Genomic DNA, 18,263 nt, shown 5'->3' on the forward strand with positions numbered 1-18,263 from the left:
CCTGGCTGGGCAACCCTCGCATTTCGTTTTAATCTATCTAGTACTGTTTCTTTTTAATTATCCGTCATGCCTTACGCCTTGCACTTCCTCACAATATCGTGGATAATATATAAACATTTCGAGTCGTGAAGGTCACCGGGAATAAGTTTTGGAAGAGCGCCAATTAGACATAACGGCTTCTCTATACCTTTAGATTTCAAAAAATTGGATATGGGCCTGTACCCGAGCTGGAGCTCAGAACTGGCCCAGAATACTCAAGAGTTCTTCAGCTTTGCCTTTGACCACATTTACCGCATTAAGGGCAAGGTCTCTGGCTGTATAAGAACCATCGGACTCCATTGTAAACACAAAAGCATTCTCATCGAAGCCAATGCTTATCGCGTGAATATCACAAACCTGTTCGCAGAGCTTGCAGAGTGAGCATTTTAGGACATCTTCGCTAGAAACTTTGGCCCCTGACTCTTCAAACCGTATAATGCCTTTTGGACATTCGGCTGCACAGTGCCCGCATGCATCACAGTTTTCAATGGTTATAATAGGCACATTCTTGTAGCCGCAAGCGACTCCTGCCTGCCATTTAACACTGTCCCTGCCATAGCCCATATGAGCGATGGCCTCAAGCACAAGCTTCTGCCCTTTTTTCAGCTCAACGATCGGGATATTAGAGTCAGCCGGCTGTATTTTAGGATCAGAGGAAATAAGATCTCGCGAATAAACTGTGCCCGGACCTTCTGCGCTGAGGGTTAAGGAAACCTCGCAGGCAGGACAACCCTCTCCTCCGCAAACATCGCATTCTGCCTGTGGCACATACGTCTCTACATCCGTAACAAGCGGGATTAAGGACAGACGTAGAGCCAGTTGCTCATCATAGAGTACCGAGGTGTTGTCATAAAGGTTCACATACTCAATCGCAAGCGTTGGTACATCTGCGATCATGGCGCGCCGAATGCCGTTGGCAAAAGATGTGCTAACTTTTGAAAGCACAAATTTTGCAGATCTATCCGATAACTCCAGAATGTCTACTTCCATCGTCATATTCCTTAATTTCCCTTATATTTTAATGCATTTAAAAAGAGAATTTTAGAAGAATTCCCTGAAGAAATTCTCTGAAAAATTTTCTTATACACGTCTTCCGCCTTTCGGGCGAGTACCATCGTGTGGGACAGGAGTAACATCTTCGATCCTGCCAATCCGGATTCCTGCTCTTGCAAAAGCCCTGATTGCAGCCTGAGCGCCAGGGCCCGGGCTTCTCTGCTTATTCCCGCCAGGTGCTCTTACCCTGATATGAATGCCATGAATGCCCTTGTCCCTGAGCTGATCAGCAAGCTGGCCTGCCATCTGCATGGCAGTATAAGGAGAGCTTTCGTCTCTTGCAGCTTTTACAACCATACCACCGGAAGACTTTGCAATCGTTTCAGCCCCTGTGATATCGGTTACAGTAATAATTGTATTGTTAAACGAAGATTTGATGTGAGCTACGGCCCATTTCATGTCTGCCATGATTATCTCCTCCCTCTCTTCTTCCTTCCGCCGCCTCTTTCAGGAGGTTTCTCTCTAGCCTGTCTTGCTTCTGCAACAGCCCTCAAAGTAGTTGTGCTGTCTGCAAGCGCAGATGCTACCTGGACAGGTCTTTCAGGGTGAGATTCGCTAACAAGTGGAGAGGTTCCATAATAGCCTATATGCATCTCATCTTCCTTGGATATGAGCATTCCAGGAATTGTAGCCTTTCTGCCGTTTACTGCAATATGTCCGTGAGTAATAAACTGACGGGCCTGAACAACTGTCCTGGCGAGCCCGAGCCGGAGAACCTGAGTCTGGAGTCTCCTTTCGAGAATGTTTTCGGTTTTTAAAGAGAGAATATCATCAATGTCAGCATCCGACTTGATAATACCATAGCGGATAAGCTTTGCGAGAATTTCTTCGGACTGAGTCTTCTGATGCCCTTCAAGTCCTCTTTCCTGAGAGTTTGCAGCGCTTGCAAGTAATTTCCGGGCTTCAGACCTGTACATCCTGAGCATACTGGCTGCTTTCCAGACTTCTCTCTTATTTCTTAGGCCGTATGCCTTTACAAGCTGGACTTCAGATGCCATCCTGGCTTCCTGCCAAGGGTGCTTTGGAGTCTCGAAACTTTTACTTTGTTTACCTGGATATGCCATTTAAAATCACCTGACCGGAAAATTACTTCTTCCTGCTGACACCGACAGTTGATCCGCGGCGGCCTGTAGATTTTGTTCTCTGTCCTCTGACCTTAAGGCCTCTTTCGTGCCTGAGTCCTCTGTAGGCGCGGACCTTCTTCAGGTTGTTAATATCTTCCCTGAAAGTCAGTAAGATGTCCGTTCCCAGCAGGTGCTTGTCCTGTCCTGTTGCCAGATCTTTTTGCCTGTTCAACATCCAGGATGGGACAATTTCCTCAAATTTTCCGATTGCGCTGTCGAGTTTTGCCACTTCTTCGTCTGGCAGGTATCCAAGTGTAGCAGTAGGGTCTACCCCTGCGTCTTTTGCAATAAGGATAGCAGTGCGCCTCCCTATTCCTGGGAGACCTGTAAGGGCGTACTGTACGGGTTTTGCCCCCTGCAGGTCGGTATTCATAATCCGAACAAGATGCCTTAATTCTTCATTATTCTTTTCTTCTACCATATACTCCCTCCAAGGGAATGCATACAGCATCCTGTAGCCCCTGATCGAATACCCTTAAAGAATACGCGAAAAAGTCAGGAGCAGCTCTCTAAAGGAGCTTCATTACAGCACATACTGATGAGTTCATTTACATGCAGTTACCAGTATATAAGGATATCTGCGCTTATTCCTAAATGAAAGCGATGTTCGGAAGGACTGAAAGCTGATGGCAGAAAAGTTACTGAATAATGAAAATCTCCACCAGCATCAACCTAATTTTGAAGAAATCAAATTGCGGGCGGCCACCTCACCCTAAACAGGCTGTCCGACAATTATTGGCAGTAATAAAAAAGTGCTAAAAAGAAAGCAAATAAGGCTCTAAAATCAAAAAAGAAGGAATTTGTTTATTACCGAAGGTAATTGTCAGACAGTTTGTAAAGGACGGGGTATTCGTGACCCTCTGCGCTCTCGTAGTAATAAAAAGAGGGCGGTTCAACATCTGCCCTCTTATTTAGTTTACATAAAACCACTATTACCGCAGCTTAAATGTCTTTGGTGCAAGCCTATATGCAAGAATCAAGGAGACGGCGATATACACAATGCAAAATACTGAAATCAACGTGCCGAAAACAAGAGTTGGAACCTTCTTACCAATGGCAAAATAACAGAAGAAATAAGTAAAGGAATTGACAATGGTAAAAGTACCATTTTTTATTTCGAGACCGATATTGTAAGGCTGCAAAAGATAATATAGTACAATATTGTGCACCGAAAAAAATACCGACATGGCAATAATGGAAACAAACAGCAGCACATAATTGAGTGCATTGTTCGTTCCGCCTGTAAGCCATAACAGAAGCGGCAGCCCGAGTGCAATTACCAAAGCGGGCATTAAGTTTATCAATAGAATGGATTTCAGTCGTTCCGTAAAGAGAAGCAGAATTGCACGTGGCTGCCTGTAAAACCGGTAAGTAAGCATACTGTGGTCACAGTTCATGAACATGGCTTGGGTGATAACCTTGCCGCGATTAACAAAATACATGACAAACAGAAAATAAGGCAAAATAGTCAGCATCATCCCGTTTAGTATCGGTTTTGCCCCGTGGATAAGAAAACAGGCCATGATGGAAAACGCAAGTGCCGCAAGGGAAATCAAGGTTATATCTTTTGCCGATTTGGTAAGTAACATGCTATGCCGCTTAACAAAAAGATCGTTGAAATACTGATAACCACTTTTGCTGCTTGTTGCCTTAATGTCTATATTCAGCTGCAAAGATTTTTGAACAGCCCGTGCAGCCATGCTTTTTTTGTTCATAGCAAAACTGTCCGCTGTGAGAAGCTCCTTGCAAATACTTCGGTACTCACGGAATTTGAGCACATAAAAAAAGGAAAATACAGCTATAACAGCAGAAAAAACAAACAACGCGAGAAAAATAGCTCCGTTCATGGCATAGCCGAGAAACGGCGGGAGATATGCCGCAGCCAATGATGCAGCAATGCCAACCAAGGCAACCGGATTGAGCTGATTTTCATTTTTTGCATGGCCGGTTCTGACATAATCATGAAGCGCGAGGGCAGTAAAAATCAGTTTTACGGAAACCACAAAAAGCGGCATCAAAAAGCAGATAACGATAGGCACCCCGGAAAGCCGTCCAAGAAGCAGCGTGAAAGGCAAAAATCCGACAACAATTTTCAAAAGGAAATAGAAGTAATTCGAAAGTGTATACTCCCGCGCGTTCATTCGCATGAGAAAAATGGCATAATACTTGTCTCTGGTGGGATGAAATATATGCGTGTTGAGGAAACCGCCCGTAATGGTAAGAAAGAAAAACATATGCATGAAGCTGTTTGCGGGGCTGCTTTTCATATGATCTTTTAGAAGAAAGATAATAATAAACAGATAGAGCATTTTGCCCAAAAACATCGAGCTGATCTCCCACAGGATGCTGACGAAATTGGCAAATATCTTCAACCCCGGACTTCTATAGAGCGAGACAGGTAGCAGCCTGTTGATGACAGGGATGGATTTGAGTGAATAGATGATTCCATTGGTTTGATATGCGTTTTTAAGCCTGAAGGACATGAGGAAAGTTTCAATCATTCTCATCCTTCCTGAGGGCCTGAATGATCTTATCCTTAAAGGCCTCGTTGCTGAGATCATCCTTTTCCATCTTTTCCAGAATCCCGCCGCTCAGGATCACGATCTCGTCGCATAAATCCAGCGCAAGCTCCATGATATGAGTGGAAAAAATAATAATGTGGTCTTTTTTGATTTGACGCAGCAGCGTCTTCATTTCGTCGGCGACCACAACGTCAAATGAGGTCAGCGGCTCGTCTAAAAGTAGAATGCAGGGATTTGCAATGAAGCTTACAAGCATTTGCATCTTGTTCCTCATGCCATGGGAATAATCCTTCAAAAGCCTGTCGCGATCCTCGCTTCCGATCTTTACAAAATCGAAATATTCGTCAATAGGTTTAATATCCGGAATTTTTTTCACGTTGATGTCAAGAAAGAACTTTAAAAATTCTCTGCCTGTTAAGAACTCCGGAACGACTGGCGTCGACAGAACATATCCGATATCGTCCGGACAAACTTCTCTCTTCACTCCGTTTTCTTCAAGGAGAATTGAGCCGCCGTCAATCTTCAAATCCTCATTGATGCAGTTAAACAGCGTGGTTTTACCTGCGCCATTTCTACCGAGGAGTCCGTAAATTTTCCCCTTTTCAAAGGCAAAGTTTGCACCCCGCAAAACCTCTTTTTTGTCAAAACTTTTTATGACATGGTTAAGGATCAGTTTCATTTTCAATATTTATTATCTGTTTCTTTCCGTTTATTTCTTTCGTTCCCGCCTGAAATCAATCGATCCTTTTTCAACGGGGTTCCTACCTTGACATTGTCAGATTAACTTCTTTTTTCGATCATAACTCCTTTATAATCCCATTTCCCTCATGCTTTTGAAAGATTTGTATTCATCTTTTCATTCTACAAATTCTAGTTTTTTAATTGAGAGCCTTTTTTACAAACTTACAACCAGTTCCAGCAAAAATATAGACTTACCAGTCTCAGGAGCAAGAAGTTATTCAACTTCAATCAAAACCTCAGTATTTATGATCCATTTAACCTGCTTTTTACAGGAGAAGTATTCAAAACTTCAGATACAATGGAAGTCTTCCTTTTGATCCTTATTTCTGAGAGATTCCAATATTGGTCTTTCGAGATAAAACTGAGTATTAGAAGCTATATTCGCAACAAAACCGGAGATATCTGCAGATTTAAACATAATTTAGAAAAGACTTGTAAACATAAGTTAGAAAAAGCTTATAAATGTGATTTAGAAAAGGCTTAAAAAGATACGCCGAGGGGGAGATTCGAACTCCCGAGGGGCTAAGCCCCACAAGCTTTCCAGGCTTGCGCCCTACCACTAGACTACCTCGGCACATGATGATATAAATTATATCTGGACTTTGGTCAAGCTTTCTTTTAGAAAGGTTAGCATAAAGCTTATGGCACGACTTATACCATAATGGAATAGTCATATATAAACTTTATTCTAAATGAGGGGAGTTTTTAAAAGAGTTTTGTAGGTTAGAGCTTAACACCATACTCTTTTTTAGTCCAACCTTTTGGATAGGTTCCCGCCTCCATCATAATCCGGACCGAGGTTGCTGCAAGCCCAGTAGAGGCTTTAAGGAGCTCTTCTGTGCTCATTTCAGATTTTGCAAGAGCAACGAGTTCACCCTTAAGGGTAAACAGCGCTGTAAGCTCTCCTTTCTTAAGGTTTGCATCCAGGCTTGTTATGCCTGGAACTGCCAGGGTAGCCCCTGAACAGACTGCATCTACTGCACTGTCCCGCAGGATAATTTTGGGAAGGTGAGATACAGCCGTTTCCATTGGCATAATTACCCGCCGAATTTCGGACTCGTCCCCGTTTTCCTTCCAGAGTACATATGCATCTTTGAGATCTTGGAGGGTGATAAGCGTTTCCTCGGTAAATGGACCTGCTTTTGTCCTCCTTAGTTCCTGCATATGTCCGCCACATCCCAGAGCAAGCCCTATATCGTGACAGAGTTTCCTGATATAAGTCCCGGCTTCGCATCCTACGCGAAAGAGCACAAAACTGCCTTCAATTTCAAGCACTTCAATGTAATAGATAGTCCTTATCCTGATGACGCGTTTGACAGCTGATTTGATAGGAGGCATCTGGTAAATAGGACCTGTAAATTCTTCACAGACCTTCCTGACCAGTTTTTGAGGCATTTCCTTATGAAGCTTAAGAAGGCAGACATATTCCTTTCCGGAAAGGCGCAGAGCAGGGACCGCCTTTGTAGCCTTTCCAAGTAAAGTGGGCAAAAGCCCTGTAACCTTAGGATCAAGTGAGCCTGCATGCCCTGCCGTACTCACACCCAGAATAGCTTTTACCCAGGCTGCAACCTCGTGGCTTGTCGGCCCTTTTGGTTTATCAATATTTACAACCCCTTTCTCAATATACTCAAGGATAGGGCGTTTTTCCGGATAAGAGCCGTAAGAAGGATTCGTCCAGGCACCGGATTTCCGGACCAGAGTTCTTTCAGCTTCGGACGGCAATTTGCCAGCAGGTGACATAGTTTTTCAAAAACTCCTGAATTGAATTTATAGACGTAAATACGATATGTATGCAGTAGTTCTTAACACATGTATAAGTGAAAAGTAAACCTGAGTGAAAATAAACGAGATTAAAGGAAATTCCCTTAATGCATGTAAGAAGAAATTCCGGTAGTATTATTTAAGAGAGATCAATGCCGAAGACTCATGATTGCTGGAATATATCAGTAATATCAGGTCCCGGCAAATAAAACTCTACGCTTTGTATAAAAATCCAGCCTTTGACAGAACCTGCGGGAAATTACTCTGGTCCTACGAGAGAGTCGATAGCAACCCTCAGAATGTCAAGAATCTGGTACTGGTTCCATTTTTCAGAATCAATAACGATGTCATAAATTGAAAGGTCACCTATATCGATATTGTAATAACTCATATATCGAAGAGCTTCGGATTTTTCCCTTTCAACTGTCTTTTCGAGTTCGTTCTCAAAAGATACGGATTTTTCCCGCCTCAGGATTCGTTTTACCCGAACAGGTAACGGAGCCTTTATCCAGATTTTAAGCACATTAGGGACATCTTTAGCCATATGGCCTGCAAGTCTGCTTTCGAGGATCAGCTTTTCGTGACTGTTGATAACCGCCCTCTGATTTTTATCGATAGCCAGATCAATTGAAGGGTCTTTTTCAGCCATAGCTCCGAATTCTGCCAGGCTCATTCCCTTCTCCTTGGCTATCCTCCGGAAAATTTCACCAGAGGAGGTCAATTCAAGTTCATAGTATTCCGCAAGAAGCCTTGAAATTGTTGTCGTCCCACCCCCGGGAAGCCCGCTAACTGTTATCCGCATCAGACCCCACCGATATCCAGTGCCTTTCTGATAAACTGGCTAACTCCAAGAGAACAGATAAAGTACCAGTATAACCAGTGCTGGAAGTACCAAATAGCTTTAGAAGTCAGAAACTGTTCACCCCAGAACGGAAACACCATAGTCGCATTCGCGTGCCCGCTGATGTAATAATAAGCCCACATGAAGAGAGGAACGGAAATAATACTTATGTAAGCCATGGGCTTGAACTGCTGCTTGGACATTTTCATCTGGTCTTCCATCATTTCCTGGCGCTGTTCTTCCAGTTTTTTTAGCATATAAGTATTCTGGGAAAGCTGCGCCTCCCGATATTCCTTCTGGAAAAACTTCATCCGTTCCTGGGTATTCCTCATGAGGTCCCAGTCAATTGTGTATTTCTGGATAAGGGATGCATAAATAGCAGTAATTGCCGCCATTACCAAAAGGATGAGATAGAAATTCTCCTGCCCGACCAGCGCAAGTATGGGATTCATTAACATCCCAACGGCTTTCCCGACAGCATCCCTGAAACTCTGCCCAAGAACCATAATCCCGATCATAAGGGAAAAACCGAGAGCCAGCAGGAACCGGTCTATTTGATTTTTTAATGTCTCCGAAACCAAGTTGTCCTCACCATTCAGATTCAATAATTATTCTGAGATCTTCAAACCTAGAAGAATTCCGATAATAGAAACTTGACAAGCTTAAAGTATTGTAAAGTCGTAATAAATCAGCTCGATTACGGAGCCAATTTTAAACGATTACGCAGGTTGTTCTGGTTAATAAGTGTTGATGTATATATAAGTTATACTATCCGATGAAATTCAGTAAAGTTTTCCCCGAAATAACAAAGAAATTATAGGCAAGCAAAAATAAGCTATAGGAAAGTGAAATCTAAAGGCTCAAAGCCTTGAAACCTCGGAGTAAAAAATATTTTCTCAGGTTAATATTTCGATTGTTTTTCAGGTTTATATTTTGATCAATATACAGATAAATTAAATACATTTCCAATAAATTTGATATTCAAAGATATTTCCCATCCAGCTTTTCTAAAATTGTTTTTCCCTCATCGGTCAGGATATATTTTCTCCATGTGGTCTTGTCAGGAGTCAAACACTGAATTAAGCCCTTACTCTCAAGTTCCTTTAAAGCGTGGCTGATATTCTGTGTGGATCGGCTTGCCTCATGGGCAATATCTGAAGCCCTTACAAAAGGGTGCCTTTTCATGGAATCCATAAGAATCAAACGGCGATCAACGCTGATAACCCAGTTAACCAGTTCATCGATCGAGTTTTCAGTCATATTAACTCAGCTTCTCCGTCGTGTAGTTTTTGTTGACATAAACAGCCACATATTATTTAAATACAAATTATTTGAATCAAGTCAATGCGAAAAAAGCAAAGATTTTTCGTTATATACCAAGGTATAAAGAGAGAATAGAAAAGTTAGGAGATACAACAGAAACAAAAAAAGAAATGAAGATTTCAGGCAAATTTTGTAAGAACTGCCTTTATATCTTCAAAAACCTCATCGATATCTTTTTTGCCGTCAAGGGTTACCAGAATACCCTGCTTTGCGTAATAGTTAATCAGGGGTTCGGTCTGTTTTTTATAGACATTGAGGCGATTCTGGACGGCTTCCTCTTTGTCATCGGCGCGCTGGAAAACCTCGCCACCGCAAATGTCACAGATCCCATCCTTTTTTGGCGGGTTAAAAGTCCTGTGGTAGCTGGCACCGCAATTGCACATAAGGCGACCGCTTATTCTTTCAACCAGTTCTTCGTCAGGCACTTCGAGGTTGAGAACAACATCTATGGGCTTATTGAGTTCATCAAGGATAACTGCTAGAGCGTCAGCCTGAGGTATTGTCCTTGGATACCCGTCAAGGATGAAACCCTTTTCACAGTCCTGTTCTTTCAGACGGTTCTTAATAATCCCTATGAGCACCTCATCAGGAACAAGCTCTCCTTTATCCATATATTCCTTGGCTGCAAGCCCAAGTTCGGTTCCTTCCCTGACATTTGCCCGCAAGATATCCCCTGTGGAGATCTGCGGGATTCCATAGTAGTCAACCATTTTTTTGGCCTGGGTACCTTTTCCGGCACCTGGGGGCCCGAAGAGTATTATATTCATTCGAAGATCCCTGTGTTAGCTTGTTTACATTACATCTAAATTCGTTTCCTTTTTGCACTTTTTTGCATTCCAAAACGGATTCTTACTGCTCCCCGAAGAAGGAACGAATCATCGGGTGCATCTCCATCATCTGCTCGGATGCGATATCCTCGTACAGCCGGTACACAATACTCACAGTAAGCAGCAGCCCTGTACCTCCAGCACTTCCGAGGGTACCAAGCAGGCTCGCAACCAGGGTGAGTGCTCCTATAAAAGCCCCACCAATTACGGTAACTTTTGGAATATAGCGCTGCGTAACTTTCTCAATACTGCTAATATTCCGCCTGAAGCCTGGAATCTGCATGCCGGAGTTGAAAATCTTCTGGGCTGTGGGTTTCGCTCCCATTCCTGTGGTTTCTATCCAGAAGAGGGAAAAGATAATTCCGCCTACAATAAGCATGAAAGCATCTGTAAAGACATGAAGCCCAATCTGCCAGATAGCAGGAGCTGTCGCGCCATAACTTGAGAAGGATTGCTGCACAAGAGATGGAACCCAATCATAAGGGCTGTGTATCGGAGCAAGGTAATACATGATCCCATTTAGAGGCGTGGACCCGCTGAACTTTCCAAGGAAAGTTATTCCCCTGCCGGCGAGAATAATCCCTACCATCTGGATGTTAGCCTGAAGAGCTCGGACAAGGATCATTGGCAGCACTGAAGAGTATATGAGCTTGACAGGAAAACGACCTCTGGCTCCTCTAACTGCACTGTGCGCGAGAGGGATTTCAATCCTTGTGCTTTCCACGTATACCACAACCAGGAAGATAATAACTGTACTCAATAGTGCCAGAATCCCTCCATTGACTAGCATGTACACCACACCCTGACCTGAGAAGAGGTAATCTGCCCCGACGTTCTGTGCGATGTAAATCCATTTCGGAATCAGCCCTACCGGAAGCCCTGATGAATCAAGCTCCCAGTTAACGATCCCTGTAACAATCTGTTGTGAGATTCCCGCAACAATGAAAAGCCCGACTCCTGACCCAATACCCCATTTGGAAACTACTTCATCCATGAACAGGACGAGTACGCCTCCAATGAAGATCTGGATAAGGAGCAGGAAGGTGATCACTCCCAGGCCTACACCGAGTGTAGAAGCAAGCCCTGAATCCGGCTGGATATATCCACCAAGTAGCTGCGGTAGAGCCTCCAGTATGATCATGATAAACACAAGGAATTTCTGAGCTCCCTGGAAGAATGACTGATCTTTAGGGTCTGACAGGTCCAGTTTAACGATATCTGCCCCAACGAGAAGTTGCAGGACAATCGAAGCCGTAACAATAGGCCCAATACCTAGAAGAAGAAGAGATCCAGACGCGCCTGCAAAGAAAGCACGGTAAGATGAAAAAAGGTCAATCGAACTCTGAGACATTCCAAAGAGCGGTACATTTGCCAGAGCAAAGTACAGCACAAGGACTCCCAGAGTCCACCAGAGCTTATCCTTAAAATGGACGTGTTTTTCCGGACTTGCTACTGCAGGTAACTTGTTAAAAAACGGTTCTAACGTATCCCTGAGAGTCATCGATTACACCATTTAATATAATTTGTTTATAATATTTGAAAATGTTAGACTACGTTTTACCGTAAGACATTGGTATTATAGTGCATCTAATATGAAAAAGTTACCAAAATAATTAAAATAAGTAATGTCACTCTGGCATTACTTATTCTGCATTGATACAACTTCCGCCGGCGTTTTCAATTTTTTCGCGGGCAGATGCGGAGAATTCTACCGAAGTAACTGCAAGGTTCTTCGTAACACGTCCGCTTCCGAGTACTTTTTCAATTCCGAGATTTTCAAGGTTAATGTGGTATGCACCGTCCTTGATTTCTGCAAGCCCTTCTTCAACAAGATAAGGAGCAAGTTCGTCAAGTTCTCCCACATTTACTATGGAAATGTCCCTGGAAATCTCAGCAGGGAGCTTGAAACCATGCTTTCCGTAGCTGTATCCCCTGAACATAGCTCTTACAAAGTGGTGTTTACAGCCTCCGGCTTTTCCACGGCCTCCGCGGTTTCCGGCTCCACGCCTGTTTTTATGAGTCCCGCCTCCGCAGGTCCTGGACCCTCTGAACTTCTTTGTATCCATTACAACCACCTTATCTCATTTTGTGCAGGAGCGCATTGATCCCATCGCCGTGATCTCCGAGCTCGCCACCCTGCTGTACGGTCCTTTTGATCCCTGCATGCCCTTTTCTTGGAGGGTGAAGCCTGAAAACAGGCTTCAATTTGGGAATGGCCTTAAGGGTAGTTTCTCCTTTAACAGCGGCTTCAGCAAAAGCCTGTATTGAATCATAGGCAGTGTTTTCCCGGATGTATTCCTCGGTCAGGCGGGTATCGCCTTCGAGTCTTCCACGGTTTTCGAGGATCTCCACAAGGGTCTTTGCGTCAATTTTCCCAAAGGCAACGTAGTCCTTCACCTTCTGAACCATACCTTTAAAATGAGGATTCTCGGGCACAAGCACACAGTGGTTAACCTTGTGCAGACGAAGCATCTTCATGGTATCTTCAATGGTATATCGGACATTAACCTGGCCTCTCAACCTCACAACTGCGTACATTTCAAGCTTCCTCCTTACAGTACACTGGCAGCCTCATAACGTTGACCTGGTTAAGGGCATCAAAGGTTGCTTTTGCGAAGTTGAGGGTAGACCTTGTAGTACCAAAGGTCTTGGTCCATACATCTTTAATCCCGGCTTTTTCCAGCACTTTGGTTGCAGTGTTACCTGCTGCAATTCCAAGGCCTCTTGGTGCCGGAATAAGAGTTACGCTTACACTGCCTGCCTTCCCGGTAACTTCATAAGGAACGGTGTGAGACAGACCACAGGCACATTCCCAGGATCCACAGCCTCTGCGGATATAGGTGATATTGAGCTTTGCAGCATCAATTGCCTTGCGGATAGCAGGCCCTACCTGCACGTCCTTTGCCTGCCCGAGCCCTACATAGCCGTTTCTGTTCCCTACGATTACGGTTGCTCTAAATTTCACACGACGTCCAGAGTCAGTCATCCTCTGGACCATGTTAATATCGAGCACCTCGTCTTCCAGGTCAGGAAGCAGCATATCAATTATCTGAGGTTCCCTGATAGGCAGGCCTGATTTGATTGCTTCTTCCATAGAAGCAACCTGTCCTTCTACGACTAATTTTCCAAGCCTGGTTTTCGGAACCCACTCTTCATCGAATGCCATTTAATCACCTTAACTAAACTCAGCAAAGATTTTCTCTTTGGTTGCTTCAAACTGCTCTGGCAGGTCTGAGCTCTCTTCTCTGTATTCAGCAATGTGCTCTCCCCGGATTCTCTCGTCCGAAGGGAAAACTTCAGGGCTGCAGGGGACTTCGAAACCCGAGTCTACTATACCTTTAAGCGCAGCGTAGACCCTGGAGCCTGCAGAGGAAGCCTGAAGTCCTACATCCAGAATTCCTCCTTCATATCCCTTCCTCAAGCTTTTCAGCCCAAACAGGAGCCCTGTAAGGTATGCAGCCGTTGTGTTTCCGGTAGCCCCTGTATAACCGTATTTAGCAAGCTCACTCGAAACGGCTGAGGAATAAGTGATATCCCCATCTGGAGTCGGAGCTATTAACTGGATTTGAACATTTCTTGCACTTTTCCTGACAACCACACGATCCTGCCTTGAGAGCAGTAACTTGAGTCGCAGGTGGTAATTAGTGCGTCCTTCTCTTCTTCGTCTAAAAGGAACCTTATATCTTGGTCCTGTTGCCATATTTAGCTCCTCCAGGTTATTTCTTTAACAGTTTTTCAGACCCAAGGTGGGCATTCAGGTGGGAAACGCTTCTGTATTCGCCGCCTTTTGCTTTCCTGTAAAGTCTGCAGTACACGGACTTATCAAGTGCCCCTTCTGCACGCAGTTCCTTGAGCCTTCTTCTAAGAGCCCGGATCTTTTTGATCCACTGCTCCTTCTTCGGAGTGCGGGCCCCTTTCTTACCTTTTCTTGAACCTTGACCTTTACAGTGCCCATACTTGCGCTTGGCAGCAAGAGCTCTGGCTCGGCCTCTGCTGACTCCTTTGACTGGCTTGGCCTTAATAGTGCCTTTCTCAATGAGCCCGCGAATATCGTCCCTGGTAATTGCCGACGCGATCTCTTCGGAGGCTTCCGGATTAAGCCATACCCTGTCAAGTCCGCATTCGAGAATTTTGGAGGCTAACCTTCTTTGATTGGCCAGATCTGACATTTTATTCACTCCTTCCAGGGTTCAGAACTTTAATACCGAGTTCTCCAGCTTTTGTGATAATAACAGCTTTTTTTCTTGCGCCTACTGTCGATGCTATCCTGATAGCCTCATAAGAGGGATCAACAAGCTCAAGCTCAGCAACGCTGGAAATAAGCACATCCGAATAACCGGATGGGTGCAGGCCTTTTACTGCAGCAGGGCTTCCGTACCCTACCTGGGCATGAGCACCTTTTGAGACATATTTCTTGCGCTGTTTACCCTGCAAACCTCTCGGGCGCCTCCAGTTGCTGTCAAGCCTCTTAAACTTATGACAGGCTGCTCTCTTGAACTGGGGCTTCTTTCCCTTCTGGACTTTTCTCACATTGAATAATCGCCTGGATTCAGAGTCCATATCAAGGGTGGAAACTGAAGTATCTTCTGATTTGAATTCTTCTGCCATCATAACCACCTCAGGGCTTCTGCACAATGTAGATTCCGTCCTGGAAAACCCTCGGGTCGAATCTCTTGATCTTGGTCTTCTGTTCAATATTTGCAGCAGTCTGCCCGACATCTTCCTTGTTGATTCCGGAAACAGTTACCTCATTTCCGCTAACCTTAACCTTTGTCTCGCCAAGGATTTTTGCAATTCTTGGCTTTTTTTCACCAAGGAAGTTTCCGATTACGAGGGCCTTACCATCAACTTTTACCTGCATTGGGAAGTGAGCGTACAGAATAGTCATCTTGCACTCAAAACCCTCATTTACGCCTTTCATAAGGTTTTTGATGTGAGAAGTAAAAGTGCCTACCATGGCTTTCTGTTCTTTCCTGGAAGATTCCGCATCCACCTCTACTTCGCCGTCCCTGACGTAGATCTTGATTCCAGGATACCACAATTTTCTTTCTACAGTTCCCAGGGGACCCCCGGCTGTAAACACATCCTGAGAGAAAGAAACGGAAATTCCTTCAGGAATCTCTATTATTCTTTTAATTTCCTTAACCATTTCCTGTTCCCTCCAGCTCAGTATACATAAGCAAGAAGCTGCCCACCGATCTTTTTCTCACGGGCCTGGTACTGGGACATAACTCCGCTTGAAGTAGTCAATATAAGGGCGCCAAAATTCTTTGCCGGCAGAAACTGCTTTTCCCAGCGCTCAAAGCTGACAGTTCCTACGGAATACCGCGGCTTGATTGCACCGCATTTATTGATTCTTCCCACAAGGGTAACATTGTAGACTCCGGCTTTTCCATCATCGATAAACTCGAAATCTCCAATGTAGCCAAGATCTTGCATAACCTTCAGCACATTGCCAATGTTTTTTGAGGCAGGCCTGATAACACAGGCGCTTTTCCCAATAACTTCGGCATTCTTAATTGTGGAAAGGGCGTTTGCAAGAGGATCAAGTAATACCATTTTAATCACCTTACGAATACTTCTCAAAACCCATCTCGTGGGCAATCTCCCTGAAACAGTGCCTGCAGAGGTAAATGTCATATTTACGAACAAGACCCTGCTTTCTCCCGCACCGCTTGCACACGTTTACTCCTCTTCCGGACTTATTTATAGACTCTGCCATTTACATGACCTCCACGCCATAGCTCTCGTTGAGGAAAGCAACCGCGTCCTCAACTGTAACCCTGTGGTTAGTCGGGATCTTCCTTGTTGCAATCCTTCTCTTGCAGATTCTTTCTCCAGGGCGTTTGATAACAACTGTTATGTCCATTCCGAAAACCCCGATATTCGGGTCATATCTCATGCCCGGAAAATCAGTGTGTTCTTCAATTCCGAAAGAGACGTTTCCAAGGGAATCAAACTGGGACCTGACAAGAGTCTTATCGACGATACTCAGAGCGGTCTCGAGAAACTGCTGGGCTTTCTGGCCTCTCAGAGTTACTTTGCAGCCTATGGGTTCACTCTTCTTGATCGAAAAAGCTGGAAGAGTCCTCTTGGCAAAGCATCTGACAACTTCCTGCCCTGTGATAGTCCTGAGGATTTCTTCGGCGTCTACGAGATGCTGGCCACTTTCTCCAACACCCATGTGGACAATTACCTTCTCAACAACGGGAGTGCGCATAACGTTACTCAATTACCTCACCACCGAGCCGGATCTCAGGCTTGTCCTCGCCAATGACAATAACGTAATCTCCAATTGTCTCGAACTCGGTTTCCCCGGAAATCGCGACTGTGTTGTGTCTGGAACTCTTAACTTCCCTGATTTCCGTGATCTTTCCGATTTCTCCAGAGTGCTGGCCGCCTACTACCATTGCCAGGTTGCCGACCTTGAACTGCAGGTGCTTTACTATCTGCTTGTCAGGCACTGAGAGAATCAGAGAGTCCTTTGTACCGTACTCGTTAGAACCCAGAATGTTGGTCCCGTCATTCAGGTTAAGCTGAACCTTTCCTCCTTTGAGAGTAGTCTTGTTGTTGATCCTGCACAATTTGTTAACGTTTGTCTCGTTCAGCTTGTGAAGGGCCAGACGTCCCTTTTCATCCTGGAACATTCTGTATGTTTCATTTATGAGAGGGAGTGTAATTACGTCAAAAAGCCCAACCGGGAACCTGAGGTCTTTCCTGGGAATTCCATCTACAAGAACTTTGCCTTCCGAAAGAATCCTTTTACCTTCCCTGCTATTATCTACAATCTTGAGAATGTCGCGAATTATGATTCCGAGCGGAAGACTGCGAGCCTGACTGTGAGGCCCCGAGCGAGTGGTGGAGACCCACTTATAACCTTTTTTCCCGGCCTTCCAGCTTCTTGGGATTGATAATCTTTTCTGGTGTGTCACAAAATCACCTGCCTCACTTCTTAATGCTTGATGCTCTGCGCCCGTCCTTTAATTCCAGTTTTGTGATCATAACATTGGAGGGATATATAGGCCTTGGGACTTCGGTGCCATCCACCTTGGTGGAAATAACTCCGTCAACAGCAATCGTGCCGTCCTGAAGAGAAACGGTCTGGACCTTTCCTTCAGTACCTTTATAGTCTCCGCGCATGACCTTCACGGTGTCTCCCGCGATAACTGCAGCGCTTCTTGTGCCGTACTCTTTTGAGAGTGCCTCACTGAGCCTTGCACCCATGAATTTCTGTCTGATGTGCAGAGGCGCATTATATCTTGCCTTTCTCTGCTTTCTCGGCTGTTTAGATACCATTTTCGCCACCTCAGACAATAATAGATGCTGTGGTCCCGATCTTGGGGAACCTCTCAGCTACTTCTCTTGCTACAGGACCTTTTATGTCCGTACCTTTGGGAATCCCATCTTCATCCGTGATTACCATGCCATTGTCCTCAAAGGACACGCGCAGCCCATCCGGACGACGGAACTCCTGTTTCTGGCGAACCACTACTGCAAGGAGAACTTGCTTCCTCATTTCGGGTGTGCCTTTTTTTACTGAGACGACGCACATGTCCCCAATTCCTGCGCAGGGCATTCTGTTCTTGACCCCTCTGTATTTCTTGACAGAAATAATCTCAACGACCTTGGCTCCGGTGTTGTCCACACAGGGAACCTTGGCGCCTGCATTGAGAGCCCTTGGGATGTTGGAGCGTATGCCTTTCATTTGGGCACCTCCGCTTTAACTACCACATAGGACTTCGTTTTGCTTATACGCCTGCATTCTGCGATCGTAACGATATCCCCGACTTTTGCTGAAATGCAAGGCGGGTTGTGTGCGTGAACCTTCGAACGTCTCTTCTCGTATCTCTGGTATTTCGGCACCAATTTCATGTATTGCCTTTCAATAACTACCGTATTGTCCATCTTGCTGCTGACCACGGTGCCCACAAGGATTTGACCTCTTACTGGGAGTGTTCCGTGGAAGGGACAGTATGAATCATCACATTCTTCTGATGGCGCCGGTATGTTTAATCCAATATCTCTTGCCATG

The 18,263-nt window shown here is 44.8% G+C and carries 26 protein-coding genes and 1 tRNA gene; all 27 read right to left on the minus strand.

Translation table 11 applies throughout. The features are described from left to right. Positions 1 to 234: 234 nt before the first annotated feature. A complete protein-coding gene (locus BP621_RS13115) occupies positions 235 to 1,035 on the minus strand; it encodes a DNA-directed RNA polymerase subunit D (RefSeq protein ID WP_292390688.1) in 801 nt (266 codons plus the stop codon). Positions 1,036 to 1,119: 84 nt separating this feature from the next. Next, the gene (locus BP621_RS13120) at positions 1,120 to 1,500 is read right to left on the minus strand and encodes a 30S ribosomal protein S11 (protein ID WP_011305118.1); all 381 of its coding nucleotides are present in this window, start codon (positions 1,498 to 1,500) and stop codon (positions 1,120 to 1,122) included. A gap of 2 nt (positions 1,501 to 1,502) precedes the next feature. Then, a complete protein-coding gene (locus BP621_RS13125; protein WP_292390689.1) occupies positions 1,503 to 2,156 on the minus strand; it encodes a 30S ribosomal protein S4 in 654 nt (217 codons plus the stop codon). A 22-nt stretch (positions 2,157 to 2,178) separates the two neighbouring features. Further along, positions 2,179 to 2,667 carry a 30S ribosomal protein S13 gene (locus BP621_RS13130; RefSeq protein ID WP_292390692.1) on the minus strand — a complete coding sequence of 163 codons (489 nt, stop codon included), beginning with the start codon at positions 2,665 to 2,667 and terminating at the stop codon, positions 2,179 to 2,181. A 481-nt stretch (positions 2,668 to 3,148) separates the two neighbouring features. Beyond that, on the minus strand, positions 3,149 to 4,717 hold the full coding sequence (locus tag BP621_RS13135) for a hypothetical protein (RefSeq protein WP_292390695.1): 1,569 nt from the start codon (positions 4,715 to 4,717) through the stop codon (positions 3,149 to 3,151). Then, positions 4,710 to 5,417: an ABC transporter ATP-binding protein gene (locus BP621_RS13140; protein ID WP_292391048.1), complete on the minus strand. Its 708-nt coding sequence runs from the start codon at positions 5,415 to 5,417 to the stop codon at positions 4,710 to 4,712. The genes BP621_RS13135 and BP621_RS13140 overlap by 8 nt, the downstream gene beginning before the upstream one ends. Before the next feature lie 553 nt (positions 5,418 to 5,970). Beyond that, positions 5,971 to 6,053, minus strand: a tRNA-Ser gene (locus BP621_RS13145). A gap of 149 nt (positions 6,054 to 6,202) precedes the next feature. Further along, positions 6,203 to 7,219 carry an RNA-guided pseudouridylation complex pseudouridine synthase subunit Cbf5 gene (locus BP621_RS13150; protein ID WP_292390697.1) on the minus strand — a complete coding sequence of 339 codons (1,017 nt, stop codon included), beginning with the start codon at positions 7,217 to 7,219 and terminating at the stop codon, positions 6,203 to 6,205. Between the two features lie 280 nt (positions 7,220 to 7,499). Continuing rightward, complete coding sequence (gene cmk, locus BP621_RS13155) at positions 7,500 to 8,042, minus strand: (d)CMP kinase (protein WP_292390699.1); 543 nt, start codon at positions 8,040 to 8,042, stop codon at positions 7,500 to 7,502. Further along, complete coding sequence (locus tag BP621_RS13160; RefSeq protein WP_292390700.1) at positions 8,042 to 8,662, minus strand: DUF106 domain-containing protein; 621 nt, start codon at positions 8,660 to 8,662, stop codon at positions 8,042 to 8,044. The genes cmk and BP621_RS13160 overlap by 1 nt, the downstream gene beginning before the upstream one ends. Before the next feature lie 400 nt (positions 8,663 to 9,062). Beyond that, positions 9,063 to 9,341 carry a sugar-specific transcriptional regulator TrmB gene (locus tag BP621_RS13165; protein WP_292390702.1) on the minus strand — a complete coding sequence of 93 codons (279 nt, stop codon included), beginning with the start codon at positions 9,339 to 9,341 and terminating at the stop codon, positions 9,063 to 9,065. A 182-nt stretch (positions 9,342 to 9,523) separates the two neighbouring features. Beyond that, positions 9,524 to 10,171, minus strand: a complete 648-nt coding sequence (locus BP621_RS13170) for an adenylate kinase (RefSeq protein ID WP_292390704.1) — start codon at positions 10,169 to 10,171, stop codon at positions 9,524 to 9,526. An 82-nt stretch (positions 10,172 to 10,253) separates the two neighbouring features. After that, positions 10,254 to 11,732, minus strand: coding sequence for a preprotein translocase subunit SecY (gene secY, locus BP621_RS13175; protein WP_292390706.1), 1,479 nt, complete (start codon positions 11,730 to 11,732; stop codon positions 10,254 to 10,256). Between the two features lie 142 nt (positions 11,733 to 11,874). After that, complete coding sequence (locus tag BP621_RS13180) at positions 11,875 to 12,297, minus strand: uL15m family ribosomal protein (protein WP_292390708.1); 423 nt, start codon at positions 12,295 to 12,297, stop codon at positions 11,875 to 11,877. Between the two features lie 10 nt (positions 12,298 to 12,307). After that, a complete protein-coding gene (locus tag BP621_RS13185; RefSeq protein WP_292390711.1) occupies positions 12,308 to 12,769 on the minus strand; it encodes a 50S ribosomal protein L30 in 462 nt (153 codons plus the stop codon). A gap of 1 nt (position 12,770) precedes the next feature. Continuing rightward, positions 12,771 to 13,397, minus strand: coding sequence for a 30S ribosomal protein S5 (locus tag BP621_RS13190; RefSeq protein WP_292390713.1), 627 nt, complete (start codon positions 13,395 to 13,397; stop codon positions 12,771 to 12,773). 9 nt (positions 13,398 to 13,406) lie between these two features. Next, positions 13,407 to 13,931: a 50S ribosomal protein L18 gene (locus BP621_RS13195; RefSeq protein WP_292390715.1), complete on the minus strand. Its 525-nt coding sequence runs from the start codon at positions 13,929 to 13,931 to the stop codon at positions 13,407 to 13,409. A gap of 16 nt (positions 13,932 to 13,947) precedes the next feature. Next, entirely contained in the window at positions 13,948 to 14,400 is a 453-nt protein-coding gene (locus BP621_RS13200; protein ID WP_292390716.1) for a 50S ribosomal protein L19e, read from the minus strand. A 1-nt stretch (position 14,401) separates the two neighbouring features. Beyond that, the gene (locus tag BP621_RS13205) at positions 14,402 to 14,839 is read right to left on the minus strand and encodes a 50S ribosomal protein L32e (RefSeq protein WP_292390718.1); all 438 of its coding nucleotides are present in this window, start codon (positions 14,837 to 14,839) and stop codon (positions 14,402 to 14,404) included. Positions 14,840 to 14,849: 10 nt separating this feature from the next. Beyond that, positions 14,850 to 15,380, minus strand: a complete 531-nt coding sequence (locus BP621_RS13210; protein ID WP_292390721.1) for a 50S ribosomal protein L6 — start codon at positions 15,378 to 15,380, stop codon at positions 14,850 to 14,852. Positions 15,381 to 15,397: 17 nt separating this feature from the next. Beyond that, positions 15,398 to 15,790 (minus strand): 30S ribosomal protein S8, encoded by a 393-nt coding sequence (locus BP621_RS13215; protein ID WP_292390722.1) that lies wholly within the window; start codon positions 15,788 to 15,790, stop codon positions 15,398 to 15,400. Between the two features lie 10 nt (positions 15,791 to 15,800). Then, positions 15,801 to 15,953, minus strand: a complete 153-nt coding sequence (locus tag BP621_RS13220; protein WP_292390724.1) for a 30S ribosomal protein S14 — start codon at positions 15,951 to 15,953, stop codon at positions 15,801 to 15,803. Beyond that, on the minus strand, positions 15,954 to 16,451 hold the full coding sequence (locus BP621_RS13225) for a 50S ribosomal protein L5 (protein ID WP_292391050.1): 498 nt from the start codon (positions 16,449 to 16,451) through the stop codon (positions 15,954 to 15,956). It lies immediately after the preceding gene. 4 nt (positions 16,452 to 16,455) lie between these two features. Continuing rightward, on the minus strand, positions 16,456 to 17,163 hold the full coding sequence (locus tag BP621_RS13230) for a 30S ribosomal protein S4e (protein ID WP_292390728.1): 708 nt from the start codon (positions 17,161 to 17,163) through the stop codon (positions 16,456 to 16,458). A gap of 13 nt (positions 17,164 to 17,176) precedes the next feature. Continuing rightward, positions 17,177 to 17,527, minus strand: a complete 351-nt coding sequence (gene rplX, locus BP621_RS13235; RefSeq protein ID WP_292390731.1) for a 50S ribosomal protein L24 — start codon at positions 17,525 to 17,527, stop codon at positions 17,177 to 17,179. A gap of 10 nt (positions 17,528 to 17,537) precedes the next feature. Further along, positions 17,538 to 17,936: a 50S ribosomal protein L14 gene (gene rpl14p, locus BP621_RS13240; RefSeq protein WP_292390733.1), complete on the minus strand. Its 399-nt coding sequence runs from the start codon at positions 17,934 to 17,936 to the stop codon at positions 17,538 to 17,540. Next, positions 17,933 to 18,262, minus strand: coding sequence for a 30S ribosomal protein S17 (locus BP621_RS13245; protein WP_292390736.1), 330 nt, complete (start codon positions 18,260 to 18,262; stop codon positions 17,933 to 17,935). Before BP621_RS13245 ends, rpl14p begins: the two co-directional genes overlap by 4 nt. Position 18,263 lies beyond the last annotated feature (1 nt).

Source organism: Methanosarcina sp. UBA5, from assembly GCF_002505485.1.
Taxonomy (GTDB): Archaea; Halobacteriota; Methanosarcinia; order Methanosarcinales; family Methanosarcinaceae; genus Methanosarcina.

What these genes read in the sequence shown, in the direction of transcription:
- BP621_RS13115 (WP_292390688.1), bottom strand. Translation starts at nt 1,035, where the DNA reads ATGACGATGGAAGTAGACATTCTGGAGTTATCGGATAGATCTGCAAAA.
- BP621_RS13120 (WP_011305118.1), bottom strand. Translation starts at nt 1,500, where the DNA reads ATGGCAGACATGAAATGGGCCGTAGCTCACATCAAATCTTCGTTTAAC.
- BP621_RS13125 (WP_292390689.1), bottom strand. Translation starts at nt 2,156, where the DNA reads ATGGCATATCCAGGTAAACAAAGTAAAAGTTTCGAGACTCCAAAGCAC.
- BP621_RS13130 (WP_292390692.1), bottom strand. Translation starts at nt 2,667, where the DNA reads ATGCTGTATGCATTCCCTTGGAGGGAGTATATGGTAGAAGAAAAGAAT.
- BP621_RS13135 (WP_292390695.1), bottom strand. Translation starts at nt 4,717, where the DNA reads ATGATTGAAACTTTCCTCATGTCCTTCAGGCTTAAAAACGCATATCAA.
- BP621_RS13140 (WP_292391048.1), bottom strand. Translation starts at nt 5,417, where the DNA reads ATGAAACTGATCCTTAACCATGTCATAAAAAGTTTTGACAAAAAAGAG.
- BP621_RS13150 (WP_292390697.1), bottom strand. Translation starts at nt 7,219, where the DNA reads ATGTCACCTGCTGGCAAATTGCCGTCCGAAGCTGAAAGAACTCTGGTC.
- cmk (WP_292390699.1), bottom strand. Translation starts at nt 8,042, where the DNA reads ATGCGGATAACAGTTAGCGGGCTTCCCGGGGGTGGGACGACAACAATT.
- BP621_RS13165 (WP_292390702.1), bottom strand. Translation starts at nt 9,341, where the DNA reads ATGACTGAAAACTCGATCGATGAACTGGTTAACTGGGTTATCAGCGTT.
- BP621_RS13170 (WP_292390704.1), bottom strand. Translation starts at nt 10,171, where the DNA reads ATGAATATAATACTCTTCGGGCCCCCAGGTGCCGGAAAAGGTACCCAG.
- secY (WP_292390706.1), bottom strand. Translation starts at nt 11,732, where the DNA reads ATGACTCTCAGGGATACGTTAGAACCGTTTTTTAACAAGTTACCTGCA.
- BP621_RS13180 (WP_292390708.1), bottom strand. Translation starts at nt 12,297, where the DNA reads ATGGATACAAAGAAGTTCAGAGGGTCCAGGACCTGCGGAGGCGGGACT.
- BP621_RS13185 (WP_292390711.1), bottom strand. Translation starts at nt 12,769, where the DNA reads ATGTACGCAGTTGTGAGGTTGAGAGGCCAGGTTAATGTCCGATATACC.
- BP621_RS13190 (WP_292390713.1), bottom strand. Translation starts at nt 13,397, where the DNA reads ATGGCATTCGATGAAGAGTGGGTTCCGAAAACCAGGCTTGGAAAATTA.
- BP621_RS13195 (WP_292390715.1), bottom strand. Translation starts at nt 13,931, where the DNA reads ATGGCAACAGGACCAAGATATAAGGTTCCTTTTAGACGAAGAAGAGAA.
- BP621_RS13200 (WP_292390716.1), bottom strand. Translation starts at nt 14,400, where the DNA reads ATGTCAGATCTGGCCAATCAAAGAAGGTTAGCCTCCAAAATTCTCGAA.
- BP621_RS13205 (WP_292390718.1), bottom strand. Translation starts at nt 14,839, where the DNA reads ATGGCAGAAGAATTCAAATCAGAAGATACTTCAGTTTCCACCCTTGAT.
- BP621_RS13210 (WP_292390721.1), bottom strand. Translation starts at nt 15,380, where the DNA reads ATGGTTAAGGAAATTAAAAGAATAATAGAGATTCCTGAAGGAATTTCC.
- BP621_RS13215 (WP_292390722.1), bottom strand. Translation starts at nt 15,790, where the DNA reads ATGGTATTACTTGATCCTCTTGCAAACGCCCTTTCCACAATTAAGAAT.
- BP621_RS13220 (WP_292390724.1), bottom strand. Translation starts at nt 15,953, where the DNA reads ATGGCAGAGTCTATAAATAAGTCCGGAAGAGGAGTAAACGTGTGCAAG.
- BP621_RS13225 (WP_292391050.1), bottom strand. Translation starts at nt 16,451, where the DNA reads ATGCGCACTCCCGTTGTTGAGAAGGTAATTGTCCACATGGGTGTTGGA.
- rplX (WP_292390731.1), bottom strand. Translation starts at nt 17,527, where the DNA reads ATGGTATCTAAACAGCCGAGAAAGCAGAGAAAGGCAAGATATAATGCG.
- rpl14p (WP_292390733.1), bottom strand. Translation starts at nt 17,936, where the DNA reads ATGAAAGGCATACGCTCCAACATCCCAAGGGCTCTCAATGCAGGCGCC.
- BP621_RS13245 (WP_292390736.1), bottom strand. Translation starts at nt 18,262, where the DNA reads ATGGCAAGAGATATTGGATTAAACATACCGGCGCCATCAGAAGAATGT.